14 protein-coding genes are annotated in these 12261 nt (G+C 67.1%); 6 read left to right on the forward strand and 8 right to left on the reverse strand.

Annotated features, from left to right (window positions below):
• The first annotated feature begins 14 nt into the window (after window positions 1-14).
• Together AC07PV_RS03615 and AC07PV_RS03620 are read left to right on the forward strand one after the other, a co-directional pair.
• Entirely contained in the window at window positions 15-857 is an 843-nt protein-coding gene (locus AC07PV_RS03615) for a class I fructose-bisphosphate aldolase (RefSeq protein WP_494629418.1), read from the forward strand.
• A 281-nt stretch (window positions 858-1138) separates the two neighbouring features.
• Window positions 1139-1432 (forward strand): DUF4148 domain-containing protein, encoded by a 294-nt coding sequence (locus AC07PV_RS03620; protein WP_494629419.1) that lies wholly within the window; start codon window positions 1139-1141, stop codon window positions 1430-1432.
• A 139-nt stretch (window positions 1433-1571) separates the two neighbouring features.
• Here the strand turns inward: AC07PV_RS03620 and AC07PV_RS03625 are convergent, their stop codons facing one another.
• Both AC07PV_RS03625 and AC07PV_RS03630 read right to left on the reverse strand, forming a co-directional pair.
• Window positions 1572-2210, reverse strand: coding sequence for a 3-oxoacid CoA-transferase subunit B (locus AC07PV_RS03625; protein ID WP_492244832.1), 639 nt, complete (start codon window positions 2208-2210; stop codon window positions 1572-1574).
• A gap of 2 nt (window positions 2211-2212) precedes the next feature.
• On the reverse strand, window positions 2213-2920 hold the full coding sequence (locus tag AC07PV_RS03630) for a CoA transferase subunit A (RefSeq protein ID WP_218295200.1): 708 nt from the start codon (window positions 2918-2920) through the stop codon (window positions 2213-2215).
• A gap of 77 nt (window positions 2921-2997) precedes the next feature.
• On the opposite strand from AC07PV_RS03630, the gene AC07PV_RS03635 reads away from it, so the two are divergent.
• Window positions 2998-3540, forward strand: a complete 543-nt coding sequence (locus AC07PV_RS03635) for a PAS and helix-turn-helix domain-containing protein (protein WP_218295201.1) — start codon at window positions 2998-3000, stop codon at window positions 3538-3540.
• 4 nt (window positions 3541-3544) lie between these two features.
• On the opposite strand, the gene AC07PV_RS03640 is transcribed toward AC07PV_RS03635, so the two are convergent.
• The 5 genes from AC07PV_RS03640 to AC07PV_RS03660 all read right to left on the reverse strand — a co-directional run bounded on the left by AC07PV_RS03640 (window position 3545) and on the right by AC07PV_RS03660 (window position 9450).
• Window positions 3545-3934: a carboxymuconolactone decarboxylase family protein gene (locus AC07PV_RS03640; RefSeq protein ID WP_218295202.1), complete on the reverse strand. Its 390-nt coding sequence runs from the start codon at window positions 3932-3934 to the stop codon at window positions 3545-3547.
• Window positions 3935-4053: 119 nt separating this feature from the next.
• Window positions 4054-6264, reverse strand: coding sequence for a catalase/peroxidase HPI (gene katG, locus AC07PV_RS03645; RefSeq protein ID WP_494629421.1), 2211 nt, complete (start codon window positions 6262-6264; stop codon window positions 4054-4056).
• A 275-nt stretch (window positions 6265-6539) separates the two neighbouring features.
• Window positions 6540-7484, reverse strand: coding sequence for an NAD(P)-dependent oxidoreductase (locus AC07PV_RS03650; RefSeq protein WP_494629422.1), 945 nt, complete (start codon window positions 7482-7484; stop codon window positions 6540-6542).
• Complete coding sequence (locus tag AC07PV_RS03655; protein ID WP_494629424.1) at window positions 7481-8167, reverse strand: RraA family protein; 687 nt, start codon at window positions 8165-8167, stop codon at window positions 7481-7483. The genes AC07PV_RS03650 and AC07PV_RS03655 overlap by 4 nt, the downstream gene beginning before the upstream one ends.
• Window positions 8168-8442: 275 nt before the next feature.
• The gene (locus tag AC07PV_RS03660; protein WP_218295206.1) at window positions 8443-9450 is read right to left on the reverse strand and encodes a Bug family tripartite tricarboxylate transporter substrate binding protein; all 1008 of its coding nucleotides are present in this window, start codon (window positions 9448-9450) and stop codon (window positions 8443-8445) included.
• A gap of 133 nt (window positions 9451-9583) precedes the next feature.
• On the opposite strand from AC07PV_RS03660, the gene AC07PV_RS03665 reads away from it, so the two are divergent.
• The 3 genes from AC07PV_RS03665 (at window position 9584) to AC07PV_RS03675 (ending at window position 11738) form a co-directional block, all read left to right on the forward strand.
• On the forward strand, window positions 9584-10399 hold the full coding sequence (locus AC07PV_RS03665) for an IclR family transcriptional regulator (protein ID WP_255594671.1): 816 nt from the start codon (window positions 9584-9586) through the stop codon (window positions 10397-10399).
• A gap of 52 nt (window positions 10400-10451) precedes the next feature.
• Window positions 10452-11033 (forward strand): peroxidase-related enzyme, encoded by a 582-nt coding sequence (locus AC07PV_RS03670; protein WP_218295207.1) that lies wholly within the window; start codon window positions 10452-10454, stop codon window positions 11031-11033.
• A 90-nt stretch (window positions 11034-11123) separates the two neighbouring features.
• Entirely contained in the window at window positions 11124-11738 is a 615-nt protein-coding gene (locus tag AC07PV_RS03675) for a hypothetical protein (protein WP_494629425.1), read from the forward strand.
• An 18-nt stretch (window positions 11739-11756) separates the two neighbouring features.
• Here the strand turns inward: AC07PV_RS03675 and AC07PV_RS03680 are convergent, their stop codons facing one another.
• Window positions 11757-12176 (reverse strand): acyl-CoA thioesterase, encoded by a 420-nt coding sequence (locus AC07PV_RS03680; protein ID WP_218295209.1) that lies wholly within the window; start codon window positions 12174-12176, stop codon window positions 11757-11759.
• Window positions 12177-12261 lie beyond the last annotated feature (85 nt).

Below are 12261 nucleotides of genomic sequence, written 5' to 3' on the forward strand. Positions count from 1 at the left end.
AAGGACCTCTTCGTATGTCGAAGGACAAGACCGCACGCCTGAACCGCCTGCTGACCCACGGGCGCTGCCTGGACATCGCCCTGGACCACGGCGTGTGCAACGAACCCTCGTTCCTCAACGGGCTGGAGGACATGCCCGGCGTGATGGACAAGCTCGTGGCCGCCGCGCCCGACGCCATCCAGCTCAACTACGGCCAGGCCGACCTGCTGCAGGACCGCCCGGGCCGCAGCAAGCCGGCGCTGGTGATGCGCATCGACATGGGCAACCCCTACAACGCCACGGCCCACCGCGTGATGTGGGCCCTGCTGCAGAACGAGCACGATCCCGTGCTGCCGGCCGTCCAGCGCGATGCGGCCTGCGTGGTGGTCAACCTGTTCATGCTGCCCAATGAACCCGACCTGTTCCGCCAGTGCGTGCAGAACATCGCGCGCGTGCGCGCCGACTGCGACCGCTACGGCATGCCGCTGATGATCGAGCCGCTGGTGATGCGCCCGCACAGCGAGCAAGGCGGCTACATGGTCGATGGCGACGCCGAGAAGATCGTGACCCTGGTGCGCCTGGCGCGCGAGATGGGGGCCGACATCGTGAAGGCCGACCCCACCACCGACCCCGCCGAATTCCACCGCGTGGTGCAGGCAGCGCGCTGCCCGGTGCTGGTGCGCGGCGGCGGTCGCGAAGACCTGCAGCAGGTGTTCGCGCGCTCGCGCGTGCTGCTGGACCAGGGGGCCGTGGGCATGGTCTATGGCCGGAACGTGTACCAGCACGCCAACCCGTCGGCGGTGGTCAACGCACTGATGGCGATGATCCACCGCGGCGCGAGCGCATCCGAGGCCTGGGAGCTCTACACAGCGGCGTGAGATGAATCCCTGAAACCGGAGGGCCTGTGGTCGCCAGACGCCCACAGGCCCTTTTTTGTTGCCCCGGCGCAGGACGCGGCGTGTGCCGCCATGCGCCCGTCAACTGTTGCCAAAACTGGAACAGTTAGTTCGCGACCAGATGGTTTTTCTTTGGATACCCCAGGCGTACAGTTCAACCCATCGATGAGCCGAACCCGCAAGGCGACTCACCGAACCCGGTTCAGAAATGGTTTTTGTCCCGGCTTTTCTGAGACGCTTTTTTAACTTCAAGGATTTTCATCATGAACACGACCGCACGTTTCCTCTCCATCGCCGCCGTGGCTGCTTTCGCTTCTTTCGGTGCCCAGGCCGATGAAGCCGATGCCTCGCAGTTCGCCACGAAGTTCGAGACGAACCGCACGCGCGCCGAAGTGGCCGCCGAAGCCGCCACCGTCGCACAGACCCGCTCCATCGAGCCCGCAGGTTCGCGCGTGGTGACGTATCAATCCACCGCCGACCGCGCCGCCGTGCGTGCCCAGGCTGCTGAAGCCGTGCGCACCGGCCAGATCCCCGCTGGTGAAATCGGCGCGATGTAAAAGGCCACCGCCATGCGGTGCAGGCGCACCGCAGCCGCCACGCAAAAGGCCGGAGCCCCGTGAAGGGCTCCGGCCTTTTTGTCTTGCATGCCTGAAGGGTCAACCCGCCGCCGCATGCGGCGGCGCATGAAGCAACGCCTTACGGCAGCAGCGTCACGCCCGTCTTGCCCTGCAGGGCTTCGAAGGTGACGCCGGGTGCCAGTTCAATGACTTTGAGGCCTTCGGGGGTCACGTCCAGCACGGCCAGGTCGGTGATGATGCGGTCGACCACGCCCACGCCCGTCAGGGGCAGCGTGCACTGGGGCAGGATCTTCAGGTCTTCCGTACCGTCCTTCTTCTTGGCCACATGCTCCATGAGCACGATCACGCGCTTGACGCCGGCCACCAGGTCCATCGCGCCGCCCATGCCCTTGACCATCTTGCCAGGGATCATCCAGTTGGCCAGGTCGCCCTTCTCGCTGACCTGCATGGCACCCAGGATCGACAGGTTGATCTTGCCGCCGCGGATCATGGCGAACGACTGGTCGCTGCCAAAGATCGACGAGCCCTTGATCGTGGTGACGGTCTGCTTGCCGGCATTGATGAGGTCAGGGTCCACCTTGTCGTCGGTAGGGAAAGGGCCGATGCCCAGCATGCCGTTCTCGGACTGCAGCCACACTTCCTTGTCGCCCGTGAAATTGGCCACCAGCGTGGGGATGCCGATCCCCAGGTTCACATAGAAGCCGTCTTCGAGTTCTTGCGCCGCGCGTGCGGCCATCTGGTCTTGGGTCCACGGCATGGTCAGGCTCCTGCTTTCTCGGTGATGGTGCGTTTTTCGATGCGCTTTTCAGGGTTGGCGTTGAGCACGATCCGGTGCACGTAGATGCCGGGCAGATGGACGTCATCGGGCGCGAGCTCGCCCGTTTCCACGATGCGCTCCACCTCCACGATGCAGACCTTGCCGGCCGTGGCCGCGGCGGGATTGAAGTTGCGCGCGGTGAGGTTGAAGCGCAGGTTGCCGGACTTGTCCGCCACATCCGCCTTGATGAGCGACACCTCGGGTACCAGGGAGCGCTCCATCACATAGGTTTCGCCGTCGAACTCGCGCAGCTCCTTGCCGTCCGCAACGATGGTGCCCACGCCGGTCTTGGTGAAGAAGGCCGGAATGCCCGCACCGCCGGCGCGCAGCTTCTCGGCCAGCGTGCCCTGGGGCGTGAACTCCAGTTCCAGTTCGCCCGCGAGGTACTGGCGTTCGAACTCCTTGTTCTCGCCCACGTACGAAGAGATCATTTTCTTGATCTGGCGGGTCTCGAGCAGCTTGCCCAGGCCAAAGCCGTCGACGCCCGCATTGTTGGAGATCACGGTGAGATTCTTGGCACCCGAATCGCGCAGCGCATCGATCAGCGCCTCCGGAATGCCACACAACCCGAAACCGCCCACAGCCATGAGCTGGCCGTCTGCAACCACACCCCGGAGGGCCTCGGCCGCGGAGGGGAATATCTTGTTCACCACGATCTCCTTGTGAATTTTGGATGCGCTACGATACTACGTACCCGAATAAGTAGTATCCCCTAAAGATTTGCACTATGGACGTTGATTACCGGCTCGCTTTCGACATGGCTCCCGTGGGCCTGGTGCTGTCACGCAACCGCACCATGGTCGATTGCAATCGGCAGGTCTGCGAGATGTTCGGCGCCTCGCGCGAGGTGCTGATCGGCCAGTCCTTCCAGGTACTTTATCCGAGCGCCGACGAGTATGAGCGCCTGGGCGCCCACATGGAGCCCATCCTGAACGCCAAGGGCCACTACGCCGACAACCGCATCATGAAGCGCGCCAACGGCGAGGTCTTCTGGTGCCATGTGTCAGGGCGCGCGCTCAATCGCAATGCACCGCATGAATCGGGCATCTGGAGCTTCGAGGACCTGAGTTCCCAGCGCCCCGTGAAAGCGGAGCTGACAGGCCGCGAACGCGAAGTGGCGGCACGCCTGCTGGAAGGCCTGACCTCCAAGGAGATCGGCCGCACGCTGGAGATCAGCCACCGCACGGTGGAGATCTACCGCGCCCGCCTCATGCGCAAGTACAACGCGTCGACCGCAGCCGATCTCGTGCACAAGCTCCTGGCGGGCTGAAGCCTTATTTTTTCGGCCCGTCGATCACGTCGGCGGCCGTGCGGAAAGCCTCCACGGCGGTGGGCAGTCCGCAGTAGATGCTGGCATGCAGCAGCACCTCCTGGATCTCGGCCGCCGTGGCGCCGTTGTTGAGTGCACCGCGCACATGGCCCTTGAGCTCGTGCTGCTTGCCCAGCGCGGTGAGGAACGCCACGGTGATCAGGCTGCGCGTCTTCATGTCCAGCCCCGGGCGCTGCCAGACATCGCCCCAGGCATTGCGGGTGATGAACTCCTGGATCGGCTGGGTGAACTCCGTGGCATTGCCAAAGGCATTGGCCACGAAGTCCTCGCCCATGACCTGCTTGCGCGTGGCCAGGCCTTTGTCGAAATCCTTGGAGGATGGGGGTTGCGTCATGCGGGCTCTCCGGTTCGGTTTGGGGCCGCCATGGTAGCCGCCCTGCCCGCCCGAAAAGCACAACGCCACCAGCCCCGCCCCAAGGAGGCCAGGCCAGTGGCGTCGTCAGTCCGGGGGGCTCAGGCCTGTGCTGGGTGTGCCGCGGGCGCGAGATCAAAGCGGTCCAGGTTCATGACCTTGGTCCATGCCTTCACGAAGTCCTGCACGAACACCGCCTGCGCATCGCTGCTGCCATACACCTCGGCCAGCGCGCGCAGCTGCGAGTTGGAGCCGAACACGAGGTCGGCCACCGTGCCCGTCCACTTCGGAGCGCCACTCGCACGGTCCACGCCCTCCAGCACGCCGGCCTCGGAGGCCGATTTCTGCCACCGGGTGCGCATGTCCAGCAGGTTCACGAAGAAATCGTTCGTGAGCACACCGGGACGCTGCGTGAACACGCCGTGCCGGCCCTGCCCTGCATTGGCGCCCAGGGCGCGCAGGCCGCCCACCAGCACGGTCATCTCGGGGCCGGTCAGCGTGAGCTGGTTGGCGCGGTCGATCAGCAGCTCGGCCACCGCGCCTTCGAGGCCGGGGCGCACATAGTTGCGAAAGCCATCGGCCAGCGGCTCCATGACCTCGAACGAAGGCACATCGGTCTGCTCCTGTGAGGCGTCCATGCGGCCTGGCGTGAAAGGCACGACCACTTCCTGGCCTGCGCTGCGGGCGGCCGACTCGATGGCCGCAGCACCGCCCAGCACGATCAGGTCGGCCAGCGAGACCTTCTTGCCGCCGCTCTGCGCGGCATTGAAGTCCTGCTGGATCGCTTCGAGCTGGCCAAGCACCTTGGCCAGTTGCACAGGCTGGTTCACTTCCCAGTCCTTTTGCGGTGCCAGGCGGATGCGCGCCCCGTTGGCCCCGCCGCGCTTGTCGCCACCACGGTAGGTGGAGGCCGAGGCCCAGGCGGTGGACACCAGCTCGGGCACCGTGAGGCCGGACGCCAGGATCTTCGCCTTGAGCACCGTCACGTCCTGATCGTCCACCAGGCCATGGTCCACTTCGGGAATCGGGTCCTGCCAGATCAGCACTTCGGCCGGTACCTCAGGGCCGAGGTAGCGCACGCGCGGGCCCATGTCGCGGTGCGTGAGCTTGAACCAGGCGCGCGCAAACGCGTCGGCGAACTGCTCGGGGTGCGCGAGGAAGCGGCGCGAGATCTTCTCGTAAGCCGGATCGAAGCGCAGCGACAGGTCGGTGGTGAGCATGGTGGGCACGCGCTTCTTCGAGGGATCGTGCGCATCGGGAATCGTCGCCTCGGCGCCCTTGGCCGTCCACTGGTGCGCGCCAGCCGGGCTCTTGGTCAGTTCCCACTCGAAGCCGAACAGGTTCTCGAAGAAGTTGTTGCTCCATTGCGTGGGCGTGGTGGTCCACGTCACTTCCAGGCCGCTGGTGATGGCGTCGCCGCCAAAGCCGCTGCCGTGCTTGCTGATCCAGCCGAAGCCCTGGTCCTCGATGCCGCCGCCTTCGGGCTCCTTGCCCACCAGGGCCGCGTCGCCCGCACCGTGGGTCTTGCCGAAGGTGTGGCCGCCGGCGATCAGCGCCACGGTCTCTTCATCGTCCATGGCCATGCGGGCAAAGGTGTCGCGGATGTCGCGCGCCGCCGCGATCGGGTCGGGGTTGCCGTTGGGTCCCTCGGGGTTCACGTAGATCAGGCCCATCTGCACGGCGGCCAGGGGCTTGGCCAGGTCGCGCTCGCCGCTGTAGCGCTTGTCGCCGCCCAGCCAGGTGGTCTCTGCGCCCCAGTAGACGTTTTCATCGGGTTCCCACACGTCGGGGCGGCCGCCGCCGAAGCCGAAGGTCTTGAAGCCCATGGACTCGAGCGCCACATTGCCGGTGAGGATCATCAGGTCGGCCCAGGAGATCTTGCGGCCGTACTTCTGCTTGATGGGCCACAGGAGGCGCCGCGCCTTGTCCAGGTTGGCGTTGTCGGGCCAGCTGTTGAGCGGTGCAAAGCGCTGCTGCCCGGCCCCCGCGCCACCGCGGCCGTCCGCCAGGCGGTAAGTGCCGGCGCTGTGCCAGGCCATGCGGATGAACAGCGGGCCGTAGTGGCCGAAGTCGGCCGGCCACCAGTCCTGCGAGTCGGTCATCAGCGCGTGCAGGTCGGCCTTCACGGCGGCCAGATCCAGGCTCTTGAATTCTTCGGCGTAGTTGAAGCCGTCGCCCATGGGGTCGACGAGCGGAGAGCTCTGGTTGAGCGGGCGCAGGTTGAGCTGATTGGGCCACCAGTCCGCGTTGCCACGGCCCTTGGGCGCGGCGGCCTTACCGTGGTCGAAAGGGCATTGGGCTTCTGTCGTCATGGGTCTCTCCTTGTGTAAGCGGTTCAGGCACTTGGCGAGACCAATGGTAGGAAGCAATCCATGACACGTAAATTGAATCGATTGAATTCGATTGATAGTCAATATTTATCAAACCACAAAGGCCGGTAGCTTCACGGGCTTGGATGGATAGTCGCCAGCCTGCGCAAGGCACGCTGCAGGCGCTATCAATAGCGTAGCCTCCAGCGCCTTGCAGGTAAGCGCTAGAGGCCATTTTTGCTTGAAAATTTTGCTCACGAGCATGTCCCCCGCCCTGGCTACGCGGCTGGGGCGGCTGCCGCCTCACGGGCCAGCACGGCGAGCAGGTTCTGAGCCGCGCCCACGCCCATGTTCACGTAGGCGTCGCTCGTCACGCCGCCGATGTGCGGGCTGAGGATGAAATTCTTCTCGCCCTGGAACGGGTGGCCGGCCACCATGGGCTCCACCGCAAAGCTGTCCAGGCCCGCCGCCATCACCTGGCCCGAGCGCACGGCCGCCAGCAGCGCGGCTTCGTCGATGAGGCCGCCGCGGGCGGTGTTCACCACGATGACGCCGCGCTTGCACTGTGCGAGCGTGGCGGCGTTCAGCATGCCGCGGTTCTCGTCGGTCAGCGGGCAGTGCAAGGACACGGCATCGGCCTCGCGCCAGATCGTTTCGAGCGGAACGCTCTGCACGTAGTCGGGCAGGTTCTTGGCGAACGGGTCGAAACCGATCACGCGCATGCCCAACGCATCGGCCATCTTCGCAAAGCGCAGGCCGATGGCGCCCAGGCCCACCAGACCCACCGTGCGGCCGTAGAGCTCCAGGCTCTTGTGCGTGGCCTTGTCCCAGTGACCGGCGTGCATGCGTGCATCCAGCTGCACCACCGACTTGGCACAGGCCAGCAGCAGCGCCAGCGCCTGCTCGGCCACGGCCGCGGCATTGGCGCCCACGGCAGCCACCACCTCGATGCCGCGCGCCTGGGCCGCCACCTTGTCGATGGTGTCGGTGCCGCTGCCGTGTTTGGAGATCACCTTGAGCGAAGGCGCCGCGTCCATCACGGCCGGGCCCACCTTGCCGTAGCGCACGATGATGGCCACGGGGTCATGTTGCCTGGCCAGGGCGACCATGTCGTCTTCGGTCGGCGTCTTGCCAGCGTAGACGATGTCGTAGCCGGTGAGCAGGCCGAGCGCCTGCTGCGCCAGGTCGGCGCCCGTGACGATGATGGTGGATTTCGTGCTCACAGCGACTCCCCTTCCGCCAGGACACCCGCCGCACGCAGCGCGGCGGGCAGCCACTTCGAGGCGGTGTCGCCGCGGGCGATGGCGTCGATGCGGGCGGCTTCATCAGCCACCTTCTTGTCGGCCAGGGCCATCATGCCGGGGGCCTTGGCGCGCTCGATCACGACCACGCCGTCGGCATCGCCCACCACCAGGTCGCCGGGGTTCACCGTGGCGCCGCCGGCGGAGATGGGGTGGTTGATGCGGCCGGGCACGTACTTGGTGGGCCCGGCGGGGTTGAAGCCTGCGCTGAACACGGGGAAGTCCAGTTCCAGGATCTCGAGCTTGTCGCGGATGGCCGCGTCCACGATCACGCCGGCCAGGCCTCGCTTCTTGCAGGCGCTGAGCATCAGCGTGCCCATGAGGGCGGCAGTCAGGTCGCCCTTGCCGTCGATCACCAGCACGTCGCCCGGCTGGGCCAGCGCGATGGCGGCGTGGATCATGAGGTTGTCGCCGGGGCGCACTTCCACGGTGAAGGCCGGGCCGGCCACCTTCATGCCCTGGTGCACCGGGGCCACGCGGCCGTGCATCGTGCCGCGGCGGCCCGCCACGTCGGCCAGGATGGCGGCCTGGAAGGTCGCGGCTTTGCGCACGACGTCGGTGCTCACGCGGTCGATGTCACGGATGATGTCGGGGGGTTGGCTCATGGTGAATTCCTTGTAGAGAGCACGGAAAACGGTGGGGCCTGCGCGGCTGCGGCGGTGGCACGGCGTCAGCTGCGCAATGCCCATGCCGCAGCGCGACCGCGGACGTGGAGCGGCTGCAGGCAATGCGGTTGGAAAAAGATGGACGGGCGACGTGTGGGGCCCGGGCGTGGGGCGCGCTTGGCATTTCAACGGATCGCTGGGCGGGGAGCCGCAGGCAGTGCGGTACACGGCAAGGCTCCCCAAGGAGACGGGCCTGTTGAAGGCAATGCCCTAAATCAGTCCAGGCTGGCGCCCGAGTCCTTGACGATCTTGCCCCAGCGCGGCACTTCGGTGCGCAGCAGCTGGCCGAACTGATCGGCCGGGCCGCCCAGCACGTCGCCACCTTCGGAGCGCAGCTTGTCGGCCACTTCGGCGTGCTGCAGCGCCTGGTTGATCGCCTTGTTCAGCTGCGCCACGATGGGTGCGGGCGTGCCGGCGGGCGCCAGGATGCCGAACCAGGTCACGGCCTCGAAGCCCTTGTAGCCGGACTCGGCCAGCGTGGGCACATCCGGCAATTGCGACGAGCGCTTGGCCGACGTGATGGCCAGCACCTTGAGCTTGCCGTTGCGCACCTGGCCCAGCAGCGTGGGCACGGAGGACATGTACAGGTCGATCTGCCCGCCCACCAGGTCGGTCATGGCCTGGGCCGCGCCCTTGTAGGGGATGTGGCGCAGCTTGATGCCCGCCGCGTTCTCGGCCAGCTCGCCGGCCAGGTGGGCCACCGTGCCGTTGCCCGAGTAGCCCAGCGTGAGCGCGTCGGGCTTGCCCTTGGATGCAGCCACCACATCGGCAAAGGTCTTGTAGGGCGAATTGGCCGGCGCGGCGATCACGATGGGCGACGACGACACCAGTGCCACGGGCACCAGGTCCTTGATGGGGTCGTAGGGCAGCTTGGGGTACAGCGTGGGGTTGATGGCCAGGTTGCTGGTCTGGCCCATGACCAGCGTGTAGCCGTCGGGGGCCGACTTGGCCACGGCGTCCACGCCCAGGTTGCCGCCCGCGCCGGGGCGGTTGTCCACGATCACGTTCCACTTGTTCTGGTCCGTGAGCTTTTGCGCCACGGTGCGCGCGATCATGTCGGTGCCGCCGCCGGGCGGGAACGGCACGATCAGGCGGATGGGCTTGTTCGGGTAGGTGGCCTGCGCCAGGGCTGCGCCTGCGGGTGCGGCCAGGGCGGCAAGGCCCAGCGCCGCATGGCACAGGTGCGCGCCGACGGCACGCGAAAGCGATGAAAAAGCTGGCATGGATTTGTCTCCGTTTATGGTGGTGCTTCACGCCGGTCCGCAGAACCTGCAAGGGCCCGGCGCCGTGGCCGCGACTTTACGCAGACGTTTCAACCCATACAATGCAGTTGCATACAGTGAAACGAATGGCACCATGAGCAACAGCCCCCGCCAGCCCGCACACCCTCCGCTGCCCCGCGCGCCCCAGCCTGCCGCACCGGCCTCCGCAGGCGAGGCCGAGCCCTCCGGGGGCGTCATCGCCGTCACCCGGGCCCTGCAGGTGCTGGAGGCCTTTGCCCTGGGCGAGTCCAGCCTGCCGCTGGCCGAGCTGAGCCGCCGCTGCGGCCTGCACAAGACCACGGTGCTGCGCCTGGCGCGCACGCTGGCGCAGTCGGGCTTCATGGTGCAGCGCGAGGACGGCGACTGGCGCCTGGGCCCGGCCGCGGGCTGGCTGGGCGCGCGCTACCAGGCGGGCTTCGATGTGCAGAACGTGCTGGAGCCCGCGCTGCGCGAGCTGACCCACGCCACGGGCGAAAGCGCGGCCTTCTACGTGCGCGAGGGGAACGTGCGGACCTGCCTGGTGCGCGTGGAGGGCCCCCAGGCGCTGCGCCACCATGCCCGCATGGGCGAAGGCCTGCCGCTCGACAAGGGCTCGCCGGGCCGCGTGATCCTGGCGTTCTCGGGCGAGCCGGGCAAGGCCTATGAAGACATCCGCAGGAAGGGCTACCACTGGTCCATCGGCGAACGCGAGCAAGGCGTGGCCACGGTGTCGGCGCCGGTGTTCGGCATGCACTGGCGCCTGATGGGCTCGGTGTGCATCTCCGGCCCCGCATCGCGCCTGCCGGCCGAAAAGCTCGAAGCCCTGGCCCAGACGGTGATCGGCGCCGCGACGCAGCTGTCGTATGCGCTGGCGGGCAACACGGCAGCGCCCGCGCAAAGCCCCGTGCGCGCCACGCAGTGGCATCCCTGAATCCCGGATACTGATGCCTGCCACCTACTGAAAAATCGACAAGGAGACCCCTGTGACCCGCTACCCTGTGCCCTCGCTCGACAGCCTGCCCGAAGACATCCGTGTCCGCATCCTCGAAGTGCAGGAGAAGGCTGGCTTCATCCCCAATGTGTTCCTGGCGTTTGCCCGGCGCCCGGCCGAGTGGCGCGCGTTTTTTGCGTACCACGATGCGCTCATGCTCAAGGAAGAAGGCAGCCTCACCAAGGGCGAGCGCGAGATGATCGTCACCACCACCAGCGCCGCCAACCAGTGCCTGTACTGCGTGGTGGCGCATGGCGCCATCCTGCGCATCTACGAAAAGAAGCCTTTCCTGGCCGACCAGGTGGCGGTCAACCACCGCAAGGCCGACATCACGCCGCGCCAGCGCGCCATGCTCGACTTCGCGATGAAGGTCTGCGAACGCTCGCACGAGATCGAGGATGCCGACTTCGCCGCGCTGCACGCCCACGGCTTCGACGACGAGGACATCTGGGACATCGCGGCCATCACCGCGTTCTTCGGCCTGTCCAACCGCATGGCCAGCTTCGCGGGCATGCTGCCCAATCCCGAGTTCTACCTGATGGGCCGCGTGCCCAAGGCCAAGCCTGCCGCCTGACGCCATGCGCGCCGCGCCCGGGGTCTTGCTGCTGGCGCTCGCCTTCACGGCGGGTGCGGCGGGTTCGGGCCTCCCGCCGGAACGCTGGCCGTGCACCCACTGCCCTTGGCCGTGCCCCCCGGCGCGCTGTCGCCGCTGCTGTCGTCCACGCTCTACCGCAGCGGGGACGCGGCACCGGCCTACTACCTGGGCGCGGGCGTGGGCATACCACGGCTGCAGATCGCGGACTCCCCCGGCGCCACGGCATGGAAGGTGGTGCCTGACACGGACTGCGCCCACCTGGAACCGGTGCCCGTCGCAGCGCTGCAGGCACCGGCCGTGCAGCCCGTCATGGTGCGGCAGAACCCGCTGCCCATGGATTGCGCGGCCGCATTCGAGGGCAGTTGCACCAGCCGCGACGGCCAGCTGCGCATCGCCACCACGTTCCAGGGCACGCACCGCAAGGCCCGCGTGGGCGGCGGCTTCTTCGGCACCGAAGGCCGCATCGACAGCACTTTCTATACGGGCGTGCGCACCCTGGCCATCGAACACCGGCCAACGGGCCGGATGCTGCGCATGCAGGAAAGCCTGTCCGACACCAATGGCTACAGCGCACCACAGACCGCGGTCCGCTACCTGCCCGAGTTGCGGCGGGTGCTGCTGCTGGGCGCAGCGCAGGAGCGCGGCGTGCCGCTGGCCCACTGCATCGCGCTGCCGGCCGATTGAGCCCGCGGGCCGTCCGCCTCAGCTGACCAGCGCCCGCATCCAGTCAGGCAGTTCCGTGGCCTTCTGCTGCGGAAAATCCACCCAGATCGTCGTGGCGCCGCCCGCGGCGCAGACCACGCCCGGCTGGTCCGCCCGCTCCATCGTGCCCCAGGTCTCGAACGTGGTGCGGCCCGGATCGCTCACATAGAGCTTGAGCAGCACGTCGGCCGGGTATTCGAGCTGGCGGTAGAAGTTGCAGAAGGCGTTGACGATCACCGGACCCTGCCCGCGCGGGTCGGGGTTGCAGCCCACGGACACCATCCAGTCGATGCGCGCCGTTTCCAGGTAGCGGAAATACACGGTGTTGTTCACATGGCCCATGGCGTCCATGTCGCCCCAGCGCACGGGAAAGCGCATTTCATGGACGAGTTTCTTGACCTCAGGGATTTCGATCTTCATCGTTGACTCAGTTGTTTGCACGATCACGGCCTACGCAGCTGGCGCGCCCCACCCAACACCCGTGCCACCAGTGGAACTGGCCCTG

Source organism: Acidovorax sp. GW821-FHT09A11 (assembly GCF_059418365.1).